The 16,646-nt window shown below is 70.6% G+C and carries 13 protein-coding genes; 10 read left to right on the top strand and 3 right to left on the bottom strand.

What is annotated here, in order from left to right; genetic code table 11:
• The first annotated feature begins 12 nt into the window (after nucleotides 1-12).
• The 4 genes from MICNX66_RS09760 to MICNX66_RS09745 are packed head-to-tail and all read left to right on the top strand — an operon-like array spanning nucleotide 13 to nucleotide 4,931.
• A complete protein-coding gene (locus MICNX66_RS09760; RefSeq protein ID WP_187661712.1) occupies nucleotides 13-1,626 on the top strand; it encodes an ABC transporter substrate-binding protein in 1,614 nt (537 codons plus the stop codon).
• 46 nt (nucleotides 1,627-1,672) lie between these two features.
• Entirely contained in the window at nucleotides 1,673-2,617 is a 945-nt protein-coding gene (locus tag MICNX66_RS09755; RefSeq protein ID WP_187661711.1) for an ABC transporter permease, read from the top strand.
• The gene (locus tag MICNX66_RS09750; RefSeq protein ID WP_187661710.1) at nucleotides 2,614-3,426 is read left to right on the top strand and encodes an ABC transporter permease; all 813 of its coding nucleotides are present in this window, start codon (nucleotides 2,614-2,616) and stop codon (nucleotides 3,424-3,426) included. The genes MICNX66_RS09755 and MICNX66_RS09750 overlap by 4 nt, the downstream gene beginning before the upstream one ends.
• On the top strand, nucleotides 3,423-4,931 hold the full coding sequence (locus MICNX66_RS09745; protein WP_187661709.1) for an ATP-binding cassette domain-containing protein: 1,509 nt from the start codon (nucleotides 3,423-3,425) through the stop codon (nucleotides 4,929-4,931). The genes MICNX66_RS09750 and MICNX66_RS09745 overlap by 4 nt, the downstream gene beginning before the upstream one ends.
• Here MICNX66_RS09745 and MICNX66_RS09740 read toward each other — a convergent pair.
• On the bottom strand, nucleotides 4,921-5,562 hold the full coding sequence (locus MICNX66_RS09740) for a pentapeptide repeat-containing protein (RefSeq protein ID WP_187661708.1): 642 nt from the start codon (nucleotides 5,560-5,562) through the stop codon (nucleotides 4,921-4,923). The two genes, MICNX66_RS09745 and MICNX66_RS09740, sit on opposite strands and share 11 nt — an antisense overlap.
• 390 nt (nucleotides 5,563-5,952) lie before the next feature.
• Here MICNX66_RS09740 and MICNX66_RS09735 point away from each other — a divergent pair, with 390 nt between their 5' ends.
• From MICNX66_RS09735 to ndk, 5 genes are all read left to right on the top strand, one after another.
• Nucleotides 5,953-6,804 (top strand): endonuclease domain-containing protein, encoded by an 852-nt coding sequence (locus MICNX66_RS09735; RefSeq protein WP_232089037.1) that lies wholly within the window; start codon nucleotides 5,953-5,955, stop codon nucleotides 6,802-6,804.
• 312 nt (nucleotides 6,805-7,116) lie between these two features.
• Nucleotides 7,117-10,563, top strand: a complete 3,447-nt coding sequence (ileS, locus tag MICNX66_RS09730) for an isoleucine--tRNA ligase (RefSeq protein ID WP_187661707.1) — start codon at nucleotides 7,117-7,119, stop codon at nucleotides 10,561-10,563.
• Nucleotides 10,560-11,912, top strand: a complete 1,353-nt coding sequence (locus tag MICNX66_RS09725; protein ID WP_187661706.1) for a bifunctional folylpolyglutamate synthase/dihydrofolate synthase — start codon at nucleotides 10,560-10,562, stop codon at nucleotides 11,910-11,912. Before ileS ends, MICNX66_RS09725 begins: the two co-directional genes overlap by 4 nt.
• Nucleotides 11,909-12,325: a DUF4233 domain-containing protein gene (locus MICNX66_RS09720; protein ID WP_232089036.1), complete on the top strand. Its 417-nt coding sequence runs from the start codon at nucleotides 11,909-11,911 to the stop codon at nucleotides 12,323-12,325. Before MICNX66_RS09725 ends, MICNX66_RS09720 begins: the two co-directional genes overlap by 4 nt.
• A 1-nt stretch (nucleotide 12,326) precedes the next feature.
• Complete coding sequence (gene ndk, locus MICNX66_RS09715; protein ID WP_071329548.1) at nucleotides 12,327-12,743, top strand: nucleoside-diphosphate kinase; 417 nt, start codon at nucleotides 12,327-12,329, stop codon at nucleotides 12,741-12,743.
• Between the two features lie 67 nt (nucleotides 12,744-12,810).
• Here ndk and MICNX66_RS09710 read toward each other — a convergent pair whose 3' ends face one another.
• Nucleotides 12,811-13,422 carry a vitamin K epoxide reductase family protein gene (locus MICNX66_RS09710; RefSeq protein WP_187661704.1) on the bottom strand — a complete coding sequence of 204 codons (612 nt, stop codon included), beginning with the start codon at nucleotides 13,420-13,422 and terminating at the stop codon, nucleotides 12,811-12,813.
• A gap of 282 nt (nucleotides 13,423-13,704) precedes the next feature.
• Between MICNX66_RS09710 and MICNX66_RS09705 the strand changes: the two genes are divergently transcribed.
• The gene (locus tag MICNX66_RS09705) at nucleotides 13,705-16,272 is read left to right on the top strand and encodes an Rne/Rng family ribonuclease (protein ID WP_187661703.1); all 2,568 of its coding nucleotides are present in this window, start codon (nucleotides 13,705-13,707) and stop codon (nucleotides 16,270-16,272) included.
• Here MICNX66_RS09705 and MICNX66_RS09700 read toward each other — a convergent pair.
• Nucleotides 16,234-16,503: a DUF4031 domain-containing protein gene (locus MICNX66_RS09700; protein WP_187661702.1), complete on the bottom strand. Its 270-nt coding sequence runs from the start codon at nucleotides 16,501-16,503 to the stop codon at nucleotides 16,234-16,236. The two genes, MICNX66_RS09705 and MICNX66_RS09700, sit on opposite strands and share 39 nt — an antisense overlap.
• Nucleotides 16,504-16,646 lie beyond the last annotated feature (143 nt).

Raw genomic sequence — 16,646 nt, 5'->3', positions numbered from 1 at the left:
TGAGGAATCCTCATGCCCGCCACCCCTGTGCGTCGCCTCCTTCCCCTCGCCGCGCTCGCCGCCGCCACCGCCCTGGTGCTGACCGCGTGCGCCGGCCCGTCCACGGAGAGCGACGGCGGTGAGCTCGTCTGGTCGATCGAGGGCGCGAACCTGTCCGCGGGGCACATGGACCCACAGGTGAGCCAGCTCGACGTCTCCGGCATGGTGCAGCGCGCGGTGCTCGACTCCCTGGTGTTCCAGGAGGACGACGGCACGTTCAGCCCGTGGCTCGCGACGAGCTGGGACGTCTCGCCGGACAGCACGGAGTACACCTTCACGCTGCGCGACGACGTGACCTTCACGGACGGCGAGCCGTTCGATGCGGAGGCCGTCAAGGCGAACTTCGACCGGATCGTCGACCCGGAGACGGCGTCGGCGCAGGCATCGAGCATGCTCGGTGCAGACTTCTACGCCGGCACCGAGGTCGTCGACGACCACACGGTGAAGGTCTCGTTCACGCAGCCGTATGCGCCGTTCCTCCAGGCGGCCAGCACCCCGCAGCTCGGCTTCTACTCGCCGGCCGTGCTCGCCGAGTCGGCCGATAAGCTCAAGGCGGGCGGCCCCGACGTCACGGTCGGCACCGGGCCGTTCGTGCTCACCGAGTACACCGCCGACCAGGAGATCGTCTACACGCGCAACGATGACTACGCCTGGGGCCCGCACGAGGCGAAGGCGCCGGCGTTCGAGACGCTGCGCGTGCAGATCCAGCCGGAGGCGTCGGTGCGTACCGGAGTGATCGAGAGCGGCGAAGCCGACCTCGCCAGCAACATCCCGCCGAACCAGGTCGCCGGTCTCGACGACGCCGGCGTCACGGTCGACTCAGTGGAGTACCCGGGACTGCCCTACTCGCTCTACCTGAACGAGAAGTACGGCGTCTTCGCCGACGAGAAGGTGCGGCAGGCGTTCGCCCGCGGCATCGACGTCGACGCGGCGGTCGAGGAGATCTACTTCGGGCAGTTCCCGCGGGCGTGGAGCGTCCTCGGCAGCACGACCCCGGGCTACGACGCGTCGCTGGAGGACTCCTGGCCGTTCGATCAGGACGCCGCGAACGCCCTGCTCGACGAGGCCGGCTGGACGGAGCGCGACGCGGACGGCATCCGCATGAAGGACGGCGAGCGCCTGTCCGTGCGGTGGATCGCCTGGACCCCGGTCCCGGATGACCGCGCGGCGCTGGCCAACGCGATCCAGTCGGACCTCAAGGCCATCGGCTTCGAGGTGGAGCGCGAGGAGCTGGAGCCCGGCGCCTACAACGCCCAGTACGAGCCGAAGACGTTCGACCTCACCGACTGGGGCTTCTCCGGCGTGGACGCCGACTTCCTCCGTGCGCACCTGCACACCGACGGCTTCCAGAACGCCTCGCAGGTGAGCGATCCGGAGATCGACGCGCTCCTGGAAGAGGCCGTCGCGTCGAGTGATCAGGACGCCCGCAACGAGCTCTACACGCAGCTGCAGCAGTGGAACGCGGAGTACACGGCCATCGTCCCGCTCTACAGCCCCTCGGCGATCACGGCGGTCGGCGAGCGCGTGCAGGGTCTGGACTACGACCTCTACGGGCGGCCGCTCTTCTACGATGTGAGCCTCGGCTGACATCCGGCGGCCGTCGTTTCGAGGGAGCGGGCGGAGTGATCGAACCGTGAAGGCGGTGCTCGGCCGCGCCCTCGGGCTCGTGGCCTCGGTGGTCATCGTGCTGTGGGGGGCCGCGACCGTCGCATTCCTGGCCTTCCGGGTGATCCCCGGCGACCCGGTCTCGGTGATGCTGGGCCCGCAGGCGCAGGTGAGTGAGGCCGTCAAGGACGGCATCCGCGCCGACCTCGGCCTCGACCGTCCGCCGTTGGAGCAGTATGTCGGCTTCATCGGGCAGCTCGCCCGCGGCGACCTCGGCGAGTCGTACCAGCTGCGGCTTCCGGTGTCGGAGGTCATCGGACGGCAGCTCGGGGCGACCGTGCAGCTGTCCGCCCTCGCCCTGGTGATCGCCGTCGTGCTCGCTCTCGCGGTCGCCCTCTTCGTGCGGGGTCGTGTCGGGCGCACCATCGCCGCCGGCGTCGAGCTCGTGGTGCTCTCCTCGCCGGTGTTCTGGATCGGGCTGCTGCTGCTCAGCGTCTTCGCGTTCGGACTGGGGTGGTTCCCCGTCTCGGGCACCCGCAACCCGGCGACCATCGTGCTGCCGGCGATCACGCTCGCCCTCCCGGTGGCGGCGCTGCTGAGCCAGGTGCTGCGCGACGGGTTGATGCAGGCGGAGCGGATGCCGTTCGCGGAGACGGTCCGCGCGCGTGGCGCGGGGCCGACCTGGTTCACGCTGCGGCACGGGGTACGGCACGGCGCCGCGTCGGCGGTCACCCTCGCGGCCTATCTCACCGGCTCGGTGCTCGGCGGCGCGGTTCTCGTCGAGACCGTGTTCGCCCGCCCCGGCCTGGGGCGGGTGACCCTCGCCGCCATCAACGACCGGGATCTCCCGGTCCTCACCGGCATCATCCTGCTGAGCGCTCTCGTCTTCGTCGTCATCAACGTGGTGGTGGAGCTCGTGCACCCGCTGATCGACCCGCGCGTCGCCGCGCCCCGGTCGGGAGGCGCCGTATGAGTCGGGGCCAGCGGCTCCTGCTCGGGTCCGCCGCAGCCGTGCTGGCCGTGATCGCCGTCGCCGCCCTGTGGCCGGGACTGCTCGCCACGCACGATCCGTTGCAGACCGAGGTGCGGGCCGCGCTCCTGCCGCCGAGTGCCGAGCATCTCTTCGGTACCGACCAGAGCGGCCGTGACGTGTACTCCCGCGTGGTGTTCGGCGCGGGGCGCTCGGTCGGGATCGGGTTGCTCGCCACCGCGATCGCCCTCGCCGCCGGCCTGCTCGTGGGGGCGCTCGCCGGCATGTCTCCGCGCGGTGTCGACGTCACGCTCATGCGCATCAACGACGTCCTCATGGCGTTCCCCGAGTTCCTGGTGGCGCTCGTCGTGGTGGCCGTGCTGGGACCGGGGCCGGTGAACATCGCGATCGCGGTGACCCTGGCGGCCGCGCCCGTGTACGTGCGGCTCGCCCGCGTGCAGACCAGGACGCTGCGCGTGGCCGAGCACGTCGAGGCCGCCCGCATCCTGGGCGTGCCGCCGCTGCGGGCGTTCCGCCGCCATGTCGTGCCCGGGGTGCTGGGATCGCTGAGCGTGCTGGCGACCATCGGCATCGGATCGAGCATCCTCGCCGCCGCCGGACTGAGCTTCCTGGGTCTCGGGCCGTCCGAGCCGACCCCGGAGTGGGGCCTCATGCTCGCCGGCGGTCGCAATGTGCTCGGACAGGCGTGGTGGGTGTCGGTCTTCCCCGGTCTCGCGATCACACTGACGGTGGTGTGTGCGACCGTGATCGGACGGATCCTCCGGGCTCGGGCGGACGGGAGGGACGCATGAGTGCGGCGCTGGAGGTCGAGGAGCTGCGGATCGCCTTCGCGGGGACTACCGTCGTGGAGGGCGTGTCGTTCGCTGTGGAGGCCGGCGAGTGCGTCGCGATCGTGGGGGAGTCGGGGGCCGGGAAGTCGCTCTCGGCCCGCGCTCTGCTCGGCCTCACTCCGCCGGCGGCCGATGTCGCCGTCGACCGACTCCGCATCGACGGGGTGGACGCCGCCGCCCTGACCGAGCGCGGCTGGCGGCGGATACGAGGGACCGGGATCGGCCTCGTCTCCCAGGACGCGCTGGTGTCGCTGGACCCGCTGCGGCGGATCGCGGACGAGATCGCGGAGCCGCTGCGGCTGCACCGCCTCGCGCGCGGCCGGGCGGTCGTCGCCGCGCGCGTCCGGGACCTCCTCGCGCGGGTCTGGATGCCCGACCCCGACCGCCGTGCACGGCAGCGTCCGCAGGAGCTCTCCGGAGGATTGCGGCAGCGCGCACTCATCGCTTCGGCGCTGGCCGGGAACCCCGCCGTGCTCGTCGCGGATGAACCCACCACGGCCCTGGATGCGACGGTGCAGGCCCGCATCCTCGTGCTCCTGCGGGAGATCGTCGACGACGGCACCGCCGTGGTCTTCATCAGTCACGATTTCGCCGCCGTGCGGCGGGTGGCGGACCGGGTGCTCGTGATGAAGGACGGCCGGATCGTGGAATCCGGGCCGGTCACGGAGGTGCTCGCTGCCCCGCAGCACCCCTACACGCAGCAGCTCATCGCGGCGACGATGCACGAGCCACGGGAGGAGCGTGCGGCGCCCTCCGAGGCCGTACTCGTCGCGGAGGGCGTATCCAAGGCGTTCGGCGGGGTGCCGGCCGTCGTCGACGCGTCGTTCACGGTGCCCACCGGCCGCACGCTGGGCATCGTCGGCGAGTCCGGGTCGGGCAAGACGACCCTTGCACGGATGATGGTGGGCGTCGAGACGCCGAGCTCCGGAGAGCTGCGCTGGGCCGGGGCGCCGCGGGTGCAGCTCGTGCATCAGAACCCGCTCGGGGCGTTCGACCCGCGGTGGACGGTCGGGCGGTCGCTGGAGGAGGCGCTGGAGGCGGGAGGCGTGCCACGCGGCGCGCGTCGATCACGGGTGCGTGCGCTGCTCGCCGAGGTCGGGCTCGAGGAGAGTCTGGCGGGACGACGACCGGCGGCGCTGTCGGGCGGGCAGCGGCAGCGGGCGGCTCTGGCCCGAGCGCTGGCCGCCGACCCGGACGTGCTGGTGCTGGACGAGCCCGTCTCCGCCCTCGACCCGTCGGTGCGGGAGCGGGTGCTCCGGCTCCTCGCACGGGTGCAGGAGGAACGGCGGCTGACGATGGTCTTCGTCTCGCACGACCTCGATGTCGTCGGCGCGGTCGCGGACGACGTCCTGGTCATGCAGGACGGCCGGATCGTGGAGCAGGGGCGCACGGCTGAGGTGTTCGCCGCCCCGCAGCATCCGTTCACCAAGGAGCTGCTCGCCGCGAGCGGCCCCGTCAGTCCGTGACGGCGATGCCCAGTCCCGCTGCCATCACCGGCGCGAGCTGCTGCACCTGCAGGGACGAGAGGGTCGCGCCGCGGAGGCTCTGGACGTCGAGGTAGGAGAGCGCGTCGAGGCCGCGGAGATCGAGGTCTTTCGCGCGCAGGCCCCGGGGGTCGACCTCGTCGCTGCGCGTGGCCTGGAACCGGACGCGCGTGAGTTCCGACTGCGGGATGTCGATCGTGCGGACGGCGCATCCCACGACATCGACGTCCTCGGCGCGGGCGGCGCCCAGGTTGAGATAGTCGATGCGCACGTCCCGCAGTTCGAGCTCCGCCACGCGGGCGTCGCTGAGATCGAGGGTCCCGATGCGGCCGCCCGTGATCCGGAGCCGACGGATGCTCGCGTTCCGCATCCGGAGCGACGCGATGCGCGGGTCGGGGAGGTCGACGTCGAGGAGCGTGGCCCCGGTGAGGTCGATGCTGTCGGCGTCGGCCTGCACCGCGCACTGCTCGAGCGTGGCGTAGGAGAGATCGACGGTGCCGGTCAGCTCCAGCGCGGCGGCGAGGAGATCGGCGCGGCGGGCGGCCACGCGCGGCTCCAGCACCGGTGGCAGGTCGGGCGCGGACACTCGGGGTGCACTCGGGGACTTCGGCATCCTCCGAGGCTATGTCCTCCCTCCGACACCCCCGCTCCTGCTCCGTGCTCCCGCTCCGGTGCGAGGTCGCAGATCCTCGCTGCCTCGCACTCTCCCTCGCAGCCCCTGCGACGGGAGTCCCGATCTGCGACCTCACCCCGGCCTTGCCTCGCCCCTGCCTCGGCTCCGGGGCTCTGGGACTCGCCCTGTAGGAGCTCGCTGATCTGCGCTGTGTCGCAGGTTCTCCGCGGGAACGTCCGACATGGGCGCGAATCTGCGACGTCGGACGGGGCCGGGGAGGAGAGGGACTCGGGCTGCACAGGAGGGGGAGTGGGGGAGTTGTGCACAGGGCATGGGAGGAGCTGGCCGAGGCAGGGAACGAGGGAGGGGGCCGGAAGCAGTATCAGGGGCATGAACGGGATGAGGCGGGCGCGGCTGCTGCAGGCGATGCGCGAGGTCGACGGAGTCGCGAGGGTCGAGCGGCTCCGGGAACGCGGGGTCAGCCGGTACGACCTCGAGACGGCGGTGGCGGAGCGGATCATCCACCGGGTGCGGGTCGGGTGGGTGGCGCTGCCCGATGCGGATCCGCTTCGGGTGACCGCGGCGCAGCACGGTGTTCTGATGACGTGCGTGACGCAGGCGCGGCGCCTCGGGATCTGGGTGCACGACGAGAGACCGCGCCTTCACCTGGCCGCCAGCCCGGGCAGCAGGGGCGGGAAGCCACCGGAGGCGCGCGTGCACTGGGCTCGGCCCCTGGTCCCGCGACATCCTGATGTCCTGGAGGACCCGATCGAGAACGTGCTGAGCCTGGTGTCCACGTGCGAGCCGTACGAACAGGCGCTCGCGACCTGGGAGTCGGCATTGAACAAGGGACTCGTCGATCGAGAGAGGCTGCTCCGCCTCCGCTGGGGACCGCGCGGGCGGCGGCTCCTGGCCGAGGCGTTGCCGTTCGCGGATGCGGGACTCGAGACCTACCTGCGCGTGCGACTGCGCTGGCTCCGTCTGCCGCTGCGCTTCCAGACGTGGATCGCCGGGCATCGGGTGGACGCCCTGATCGGCGAGCGGCTCGTGCTGCAGATCGACGGCGGCACCCATGTCGGAGCCCAGCGCGACCAGGACAACGCTCACGATGCGGAGCTGAAGCTGCGCGGCTTCCACGTCATCCGTCTCGGCTATCACCAGGTGATGGACGAGTGGCCCGCGGTGCAGGACCTCATCATGCGCGCCGTCGCCCAGGGACTGCATCGTGCCCGCACGGCGTGATGTCGCAGATTCCGCCCCTGGTCGCAGGGTTGGCTCCGGTCCCTGCGACGTCGAAGAGAATCCGCGTGGGGAGGAGCACGCGTACAATGGGCACACGAGCATCGATCCGGCCATCACCGGGGAGCTCTCGGAAGAACGGTCCGGCGACGGACTCAGTAGAACCGAGCGGGGCAGGCCCGTCACAGCCGCAGTGAGAGTGGTCCGTGGGTCTCTGAGCTTGTCGAGGGGACGCAGGGGCACGCGAGGTGGTACCGCGGTCCGCGAGGATCGTCCTCGCAGCAGCATCCGCCACGACGACCACTGCGAGAGACCATGACCTACCCGCGCTCCTCCTTCGGCCCCGCTGCCGACCCTTCGACCAGCTCAGGTACCCAGGGGTCTGTGGCGCCGAGCCCCCGCTTCCCGCAGATCGAGGAGGAGGTGCTCGACTTCTGGAAGACCGACGACACCTTCCGCGCCTCCATCGAGCAGCGCGAGGGTGCCCCCGAGTGGGTGTTCTACGACGGCCCTCCCTTCGCGAACGGCCTGCCGCACTACGGCCACCTGCTCACGGGCTACGCGAAAGACGTGTTCCCGCGCTTCCAGACGATGATCGGGCACAAGGTCGACCGCGTCTTCGGGTGGGACACCCACGGGCTCCCGGCCGAGCTCGAGGCGATGAAGCAGCTCGGGATCACGGAGAAGAGCGAGATCGAGGAGATGGGGATCGACGTCTTCAACGAGAAGGCACGCTCCTCGGTCCTGAAGTACACGCGGGAGTGGGAGGACTACGTCACCCGCCAGGCCCGGTGGGTGGACTTCGAGCGCGGCTACAAGACGCTCGACCTCGGCTACATGGAGAGCGTGCTGTGGGCCTTCAAGACCCTGTACGACAAGGGACTCGCCTACGAGGGCTACCGGGTCCTTCCGTACTGCTGGCGCGATGAGACGCCGCTGTCCGCCCACGAGCTCCGCATGGACGACGACGTCTACCAGATGCGACAGGACCCGTCGGTCACCGTCACCTTCCCGCTCACCGGCGCGAAGGCCGAGGCGCTGGGCCTCACCGGCGTGCGCGCCCTCGCCTGGACGACGACCCCGTGGACCCTGCCGACCAACCTCGCGCTCGCCGTGGGCCCGGACATCGAGTACGTCGTGCTGCCCGCCGGTCCCGCCGGCGCCTCCGACGTGCACCAGGGCCGCGCCGCTCCCTCGGCAGACCAGCTCGCGGTTGAGGCCTCCGCGCACCGCTACCTGCTCGCGAAGGACCTGCTCGGCGGCTATGCCAAGGATCTCGGCTACGAGAGCCCGGAGGACGCGCTCGCCGCGGTCGACGCCACGCTCCGCGGCGCAGATCTTGCCGACGTCACCTACGACCGTCTGTTCGACTACTACGCGGACGAGGAGACCTACGGCACCGGGAACGCGTGGCGCATCCTCGTCGACGACTACGTCACCACGACCGACGGCACCGGCATCGTCCACCAGGCACCCGCCTATGGTGAGGACGACCAGCGCGTCGCCGGAGCGGCCGGCATCCCGACGATCCTGTCCCTCGACGACGGCGGGCGCTTCCTCCCGAACGTCACCGATGTCGCTGGCGAGCTGTGGATGGACGCGAACACGCCGCTCGTGCGCATCATCCGCGACAACGGCCGCCTGGTCCGGCTGCAGAGCTACGAGCACTCCTACCCGCACTGCTGGCGCTGCCGGAACCCCCTGATCTACAAGGCGGTGTCGAGCTGGTTCATCCGGGTCACCGACATCAAGGACGACCTCCTCGCGAACAACGAGCAGATCACCTGGGTGCCGGAGAACGTGAAGGAGGGTCAGTTCGGCAAGTGGCTCGAGGGCGCCCGCGACTGGTCGATCAGCCGCAACCGCTACTGGGGCTCACCCATCCCGATCTGGAAGAGTGACGACCCGGAGTACCCGCGCGTCGACGCCTACGGCTCGCTGGAGGAGCTGGAGCGCGACTTCGGCACGCTGCCGCGCAACCCCGAGGGTGAGGTGGACCTGCACCGCCCGTACATCGACGACCTGACGAGGCCGAATCCCGACGACCCCACGGGCAAGAGCACGATGCGGCGCATCGGCGACGTCTTCGACGTGTGGTTCGACTCCGGCTCGATGCCGTACGCCCAGGTGCACTATCCGTTCGAGAACCAGGAGTGGTTCGACTCGCACTCGCCGGCGGACTTCATCGTCGAGTACATCGGTCAGACCCGCGGCTGGTTCTACGTCATGCACGTGCTCTCGACGGCGCTGTTCAACCGCCCGGCGTTCACGGGCGTCAGCTGCCACGGCATCGTGCTCGGCAGCGACGGCTACAAGATGTCGAAGTCGCTGCGGAACTACCCGGATGTGTCCGAGGTGCTGGATCGCGACGGATCCGACGCGATGCGCTGGTTCCTGATGTCCAGCGCGGTGCTCCGCGGCGGCAACCTCATCGTCACCGAGGAGGGCATCCGATCCGGCGTGCGGGAGTTCCTGCTGCCGCTGTGGAACTCGTGGTACTTCTTCGCGACGTACGCGAATGCTTCGACAGGCTCAGCACCCCAGGGAGGAGCAGGCTCGGCAACCCAGGGAGGCGGGTACGAGGCGTCGTGGCGCACCGACTCGACCGACGTCCTCGACCGGTACATCCTCGCGCGACTGGGCGATCTCGTCCGCGAGGTCCGCGCCGACCTGGAGGGTCTGGACTCGACCACCGCGTCCGCGCGACTCCGGGACTTCGCCGAGGTGCTGACGAACTGGTACATCCGTCGTTCGCGCGACCGGTTCTGGGTGGGTGTGACGGATGACCCGAAGAGCCGCGAGGCCTTCGACACGCTCTACACCGTGCTGGAGACGCTGTGCCGCGTGGCCGCGCCGCTCGTCCCGCTCATCAGCGAGCGCGTGTGGCAGGGCCTCACCGGCGGGCGCAGCGTGCATCTGCAGGACTGGCCGGATCCGGAGCAGTTCCCGGCGGCCGACGAGATCCGCGACGCCATGGATGCCGTCCGTGAGCTGTCGAGCGTCGGCAACGCGCTGCGCAAGAAGGAGAAGCTGCGCGTGCGCCTGCCGCTCGCACGGCTCACGGTGGTCTCTCCGCTCGCGGCCGACCTCGGCCAGTTCGAGGACATCCTCCGCGAGGAGCTCAACGTGAAGACCGTCGAGCTCGTCCCGCTGACCGACGAGGCGGCAGGGGAGTACGGCATCAGCCACCGGCTGAGCGTGAACGCCCGCGCGGCGGGTCCGCGCCTCGGCAAGGACGTGCAGAAGGCCATCCAGGCCGCGCGCTCGGGTGACTGGTCCGAGACCGACGGCGTCGTCACCGCCGGCGGCATCGCGCTGGAGCCCGCGGAGTACGATCTCGTGCTGGAGACCACGGGTCGCCCCGAGGGGGAGGCCCTGGCCATCGTCCCGTCCGGCGGGTTCGTCCTGCTCGACACCGACACGACGCCGGAGCTGGAGGCCGAGGGCATCGCCCGCGACGCCATCCGCGTCGTGCAGGAGGCGCGCAAGAACGCGGGCCTCGACGTCAGTGACCGGATCGTGCTGGCGCTCAACGCCGCCCCCGCGGAGGCGGCGGCGCTGGAGACCCACGCCGACCTCATCGCCGCCGAGACGCTCGCCGTGGCCTTCGCCGTGCAGCCGACCGATGACCTCGACCGGCTCGTCGACGAGGTCACGAGCCCCGGAGACGGCGTGCATCGGAGCGGGGCGAAGGCCCTCGGGGCCGGGAAGGCACCGCTCCTCGTCACGATCGACACGAACCTGGAGAAGGTGGGCGCATGAGTGCGAGAGACCGGGCCGACGCCGTCTATGAGACGCTGCTGAGCCGTGCCGGGGAACGCTGGGTGCAGCCGCGCAAGGAGCGCACGGCCCGCATCCTCGAGTACCTCGACGACCCGCAGCGCACCTACCGCGTCATCCACATCACCGGCACCAACGGCAAGACGTCGACCGCGCGCATGATCGAGAGCCTGCTGCGTGCCCATGACCTGCGCACCGGCCTGTTCACGAGCCCGCACCTGGAGCGCTTCACCGAGCGCATCATGATCGACGGTGAGCCGATCGCCGACGAGGCCGTGGCCGACGCCTGGGACGAGATCGAGCCGTTCGTGGCGATCGTCGACGCCGAGCTCGAAGCGGCGGGGGAGGCCCCGCTGACGTTCTTCGAGCTGCTCACGGTGCTCGCCTTCGTCGCCGTCGCCGATGCCCCCGTCGACGTGCTCGTGCTCGAGGTCGGCATGGGAGGGGAGTGGGACTCCACGAACACCGCGGACGGCGACGTGGCGGTGTTCGCTCCGATCGACATCGACCATGCGGACCGCCTGGGAAGCACCATCGCGGAGATCGCCCAGGTCAAGGCCGGCATCATCAAGGAAGGCGCTGCCGTCGTCTCCGCCCAGCAGCCGGCTGAAGCCGCCGAGGTCCTGCGTCGCGTGGCCGCGGAGCGTCATGCCACCATCGCCTTCGAGGGCGAGGATTTCGGGCTCTCCGAGCAGAAGCTCGCCGTCGGCGGTCAGCTCCTCACCATCCGCGGCCTCGCCGGGCAGTATGAGGAGGAGTACCTGCCGCTGTACGGCGCGCACCAGGGTCACAATGCGGCCCTCGCCGTCGCCGCCGTCGAGTCGCTGATCGGCGGGGCCGGCCGGGCCATCGCGGGCGGAGTGATCTCGGACGGCCTGCAGGGCAGCACGTCTCCCGGCCGTCTGCAGCTCCTCGGCATCGCCCCCACCGTCATCGTCGACGCCGCGCACAATCCGCACGGCGCCGCAGCGCTCGCCCAGGCGCTGGACGACAGCTTCGACTTCGACGAGTGGGGACTCGTGCTCGGCGTCCTCGCGGACAAGGACGCCGCAGGCATCGTCGCGAGTCTCGCGCCCGCCGCCGCGCACGTGTTCGCGACCGCGCCGGAGTCCGACCGCGCCAGCGATGCCGACCTCATCGCCGACCTCGTCGAACAGGCCGGACAGCGCGCCACCGTGCACCCGTCGCTCGCGGATGCCGCGGACGCGGCGCGGGAGTGGGCGGCCTCGTCGGATCGTCGGGCCGTGGTCATCGCCGGCTCCGTCGTGCTCGCGGGCGAGGCGATCGCGCTCTCCGAGGAGGAGGACTGGAAGTCGGGGTGGCGCGCGTGAGCGCCTCCGCTGCCCCGCGTCGACCGCGCGCGCCGCGCACCCTCGTGCAGAAGCTCGCCCCGGTGGTGCTCGGCTTCGAGGCGATCGTCGTCTTCCTCGTCGGGCTCACCATCTTCGGCTTGAAGGCTCTTCCGGCGGGCATCGAGCAGTGGTGGGGGATCGTGGGCGGTGCCGTCGTCGCGGTGGCCTGCGTCGTCATCGCCGGCATGATCACGAAGCCGTGGGCGATCGCCGCCGGCTGGATCGTGCAGATCGTCGTGGCCCTCTCGGCCATCGCGGTCCCCGCCGTGCTCCTCGTCGTCCTGATTTTCGGCGGCATGTGGGCGTATGCGACCATCATGGGGGCCCGCCTGGACGCACGACGCCCGAGCGGGGCTCCGACCGCGCAGAACGCAGACACAGAGAGTGAATGACATGGCCACCGAAGAAACCCTCGTCCTCGTCAAGCCGGACGGTGTCGCCCGCGGCCTCACCGGCACGATCCTCGCCCGCATCGAGGCGAAGGGCTACGCGCTCGTCGACATCCGTCTCGTCGAGCCCGACCGCGACCTCCTCGCCGCGCATTACGCCGAGCACGAGGGCAAGCCGTTCTACGAGCCCCTTCTCGAGTTCATGATGTCCGGTCCCTCCGTGGCGATCCGTCTCGCGGGCAACCGCGTCATCGAAGGGTTCCGCTCCCTCGCCGGCACGACCGACCCCACGACCGCCGCGCCCGGCACCATCCGCGGCGACTTCGGCCGCGACTGGGGCCTCAAGGTGCAGCAGAACCTCGTGCACGGCTCGGACAGCCCCGAATCGGCGGCCCGAGAGCTGGGCATCTGGTTCGACTGACCCCAACTTCACGACGAAGCCCGTCCGCCGGAATGGCGGACGGGCTTCGTCGTTCGAGGAGAGGCGCTCAGAAGAGGATCTTCGCCATCTCGCCGAGGAAGTCGAGGCCCTGCAGCTGTGCCAGGAAGATGATCAGCGCGTACGCGATCACGGTCGCCAGCGGCACCCACGGCATGAGCTTGTCCGCCGTGGCGCGGACCTTCGCGTTGCCCGTGAAGGTGCCGTTGCGGGCGAGGTGGACCATGGTCGCGAAGAAGGTGGGGATCGTCACCGCCCAGGTGACCATGCACCAGGGGCACAGCACGAAGAGGTCGTAGAGGCTCTGGGCGATCAACCAGCACACGAGGCCGAACGCGAAGGTGATGCCCACCCCGAACGCCGCCCAGAACCACCGGGGGAATCGCGCCCCGGCGAGGATCGCGACGCCGACGACGAGCGGCGCCATCCAGCCGGTGAGGCCGATGATCGGGTTCGGGAATCCGAACACCGATCCCTGCCACGACTGCAGGTTGGTGCTGCACTGGATGAAAGGACTGAGATCGCAGCCGAGCGCTTCCTTCGGGTGCTCCAGCAGTGCGAACTTCTCCACGGTGAGCTGGAAGGCGGCGTACCAGCCGATGACGCTCGCGATGATCAACCACACGGCATAGACGACGGGGCGGGTGCGCTGCTCGCTCATGCTCAGGATTATCCCAGCGACGGCTATGGAAAGGGCGAGAACCGCCCGGAGAAAACGGTCGCGGGCCGAGGGGATGCCGCGATCGGACCGATGTGGTGCGATAATGACCTGTGATGCGATGAACGGCGTTGCCGCGACACGCGTCGAGCAGACTTCGGGGCCCATGCCCCACGCGACCAGAGCCATGAGCCGGTCGCAGGCCGATTGAGTTCGCAGCACCCGCGGGTGCCGCATGAGATTTCACGGGACACGCAGTGGACCGTGCCAGGGAGCACGCCAGAGATGGCCGATGAGAACAATGACAACAACGCCCCCGCCCTCGACGCCCCGGCTGACGCCGCGGAGCCGCTGACGGCGCCCACCGCTCTCGCCGCGGAGGAGTCGGAGGACACCTCGCGGGATCAGGAGGACGCGGACGACGCGGCGGCGGAGGCCGCGGCGGACGACCGCGCTGCCGAGAACGCGGCGGCCGATGACGCCGCTGCGGCGGCGGACGATGCGGCTGCGGCCGCTGTCGAGGACGCTGCCGCCGCAGACGAGGCCGCCGCCGACGCGATCGACGCGGCGGCACAGGTCGAGGAGGCCCCTGCGGAGCAGGGACCCGTCGAGCCGGCCCCGGCCGAGGAGACTCCCGCGGAGGAGGCTCCCGCCGAGGAATCCCCCGCCGAGGAAACCCCTGCGGAAGAGGCTTCCGCTGAGGCGGCGCCTGCGGACAAGACCCCCGCCGAGCCCGAGAAGCCCGCGGCCGTCACCGCCGTGTCGCTCGGTCTGCTGCCCGAGGTGTTCGTGTCGCAGGTGTCGACGCAGCTGCACTTCTACGCGCCGGAGGTCGTTCCGCTGCCCGCGCGCCCCGGTCGTGACGACCGTGCGCCGGAGCGCGACCAGGACGAGCCCGGTGCCGGTCGCCGCGGTCGTCGGCGCCGCGGCGGATCCGAGGGCGACGAGCAGCGGGAAGAGCCGCGGCAGCGTCAGCGGGTCGTCGAGTACATCACCGAGCCGAAGGCCATCAAGGGCTCGACGCGCCTCGAGGCCAAGAAGCAGCGCCGTCGTGACGGACGTGACGCCGGCCGTCGTCGTCCGGTCGTGACCGAGGCCGAGTTCCTCGCGCGCCGCGAGTCCGTCGACCGCAAGATGGTCGTGCGCTCCAAGAACGGCCGCACGCAGATCGGTGTGCTGGAGGACGGCGTGCTCGTGGAGCACTACGTCGCCCGCAACCAGGACGCCTCGCTGATCGGCAACGTCTACCTCGGTCGCGTGCAGAACGTGCTTCCCAGCATGGAGGCCGCGTTCGTCGACATCGGCCGCGGCCGGAACGCCGTGCTCTACTCGGGCGAGGTGGACTGGGACGGCGTCGAGACCGGCAACCAGCCCCGCCGCATCGAGCTCGCTCTGAAGCCGGGCGATCGCGTGCTCGTCCAGGTCACGAAGGACCCGGTGGGTCACAAGGGTGCCCGCCTCACGAGCCAGATCTCGCTGCCCGGCCGCTACCTGGTGTACGTGCCCGGCGGTTCCATGAACGGCATCAGCCGCAAGCTGCCCGACAACGAGCGTGCCCGCCTCAAGCGCATCCTCAAGGAGGTGCTGCCCGAGTCGTCCGGCGTGATCGTGCGCACGGCCGCGGAGGGCGCGACCGAGGATCAGCTGACCCGCGACGTGCAGCGCCTCACCTCCCAGTGGGAGCACATCCAGAAGCAGGTCGAGAGCCAGCAGGCTCCGGCGCTCCTGCACGCCGAGCCCGATCTGCTCGTGAAGATCGTCCGTGACGTCTTCAACGAGGACTTCACGAAGATGCTCATCCAGGGCGAGGAGTCGCAGCGCACCATCCGGGCGTACCTGGAGAGCGTCGCCCCCGACCTGCTCGAGCGTGTCGAGGCGTACGAGGACGACGTCGATCCGTTCGACGCGTTCCGCATCACGGAGCAGATCGAGAAGGCACTGGACCGCAAGGTCTGGCTGCCCTCCGGCGGTTCGCTCGTGATCGACCGCACCGAGGCCATGACGGTCGTCGACGTCAACACCGGCAAGTTCGTCGGATCCGGTGGCAACCTCGAGGAGACGGTCACGAAGAACAACCTCGAGGCCGCCGAGGAGATCGTCCGCCAGCTGCGTCTGCGCGACATCGGCGGCATCATCGTGGTCGACTTCATCGACATGGTGCTGGAGTCCAACCGCGACCTCGTGCTGCGCCGACTCATCGAGTGCCTGAGCCGCGACCGCACGAAGCACCAGGTGGCCGAGGTCACCTCGCTCGGTCTCGTGCAGATGACACGCAAGAAGCTCGGTCTCGGGCTGCTGGAGACCTTCAGTGAGGCGTGCGAGGTCTGTGCCGGTCGCGGCGTGATCGTGCACCACGACCCGGTCGTGAAGCACCGTGCGAACGGCAGCAACAACGGCAACAACGGCGGTAACGGCAACGGCGGACGCCGTCAGCGCGGGAACGGCGGCAGCAACAACGGCAACGGCGGTGGCAACAACACCTCCGCACCTGCCGCGCCGCCGGTGACCCACAGCATCACCGAGGGGGCGAAGTCGGCCCTCGCGCAGATCGCCGCCTCCACGATCGTGCCGTCCGGCGAACCGGCCGCCGAGGCACCGGCGGCCGAGTCCGCGCCCGTCCCCGCTTCCGAGCGCCCGAAGAAGGCCCGGAAGAAGCGCGGTGACCGGAAGGGGCCGAAGACGCCCACCGAGGAGCTGCTCGACTCGGTGCTGGATGCGCTTCCGGAGCCCAAGGCGCCCGGCCAGGGTCGTGGACGGCGCCGGGTCACCACCGCCGCCCTCTCCGGTACGCCGGTGTCGGTGAACTCGGAGGCGTCAGTGCCGCCGGTCGCGTCCGCGGACCCGGAGGCCTGAGGAGATCAGGCGCCGGACCAGCTCCTTGCCGGGGACGTGCTGCGCACCACCGGCGATGAGCCGGGGGACGGCGTCCTCGGGGACGTCGTAGTGGTCGAGGTCGAAGGCCCGGGCGGGGATCCCGTGTGCGCGCGCGAAGGCGTGCAGCTCGTCGAGGTTGTCGTCGCTGACCAGGTGCGCCCACAGGCGTCCATGGGCGGGCCAGCGGGGGTCGTCGACGAGTACGGTCACTCCGTCAGCCTACGACCGGCCCCGTCACCCGGCTCACTTTGCGAGGTCAGCCGGCATCCGGTAAAGTAGTCCCTTGGTGCGCATGCCGCGTCGTCCTCGACGGCCGAAGCGGAGAGTCTTGCATTCGCGCCCGTCGTACCAGC

It is taken from the genome of Microbacterium sp. Nx66, assembly GCF_904066215.1.
Taxonomy (GTDB): domain Bacteria; phylum Actinomycetota; class Actinomycetes; order Actinomycetales; family Microbacteriaceae; genus Microbacterium; species Microbacterium meiriae.
This window is presented reverse-complemented; position numbering and strand designations above follow the sequence as displayed.

Coding starts and splice junctions, on each gene's coding strand:
- MICNX66_RS09760 (WP_187661712.1), top strand. CDS start 13: ATGCCCGCCACCCCTGTGCGTCGCCTCCTTCCCCTCGCCGCGCTCGCC.
- MICNX66_RS09750 (WP_187661710.1), top strand. CDS start 2,614: ATGAGTCGGGGCCAGCGGCTCCTGCTCGGGTCCGCCGCAGCCGTGCTG.
- MICNX66_RS09745 (WP_187661709.1), top strand. CDS start 3,423: ATGAGTGCGGCGCTGGAGGTCGAGGAGCTGCGGATCGCCTTCGCGGGG.
- MICNX66_RS09740 (WP_187661708.1), bottom strand. CDS start 5,562: ATGCCGAAGTCCCCGAGTGCACCCCGAGTGTCCGCGCCCGACCTGCCA.
- MICNX66_RS09735 (WP_232089037.1), top strand. CDS start 5,953: ATGAACGGGATGAGGCGGGCGCGGCTGCTGCAGGCGATGCGCGAGGTC.
- ileS (WP_187661707.1), top strand. CDS start 7,117: ATGACCTACCCGCGCTCCTCCTTCGGCCCCGCTGCCGACCCTTCGACC.
- MICNX66_RS09725 (WP_187661706.1), top strand. CDS start 10,560: ATGAGTGCGAGAGACCGGGCCGACGCCGTCTATGAGACGCTGCTGAGC.
- ndk (WP_071329548.1), top strand. CDS start 12,327: ATGGCCACCGAAGAAACCCTCGTCCTCGTCAAGCCGGACGGTGTCGCC.
- MICNX66_RS09710 (WP_187661704.1), bottom strand. CDS start 13,422: ATGAGCGAGCAGCGCACCCGCCCCGTCGTCTATGCCGTGTGGTTGATC.
- MICNX66_RS09705 (WP_187661703.1), top strand. CDS start 13,705: ATGGCCGATGAGAACAATGACAACAACGCCCCCGCCCTCGACGCCCCG.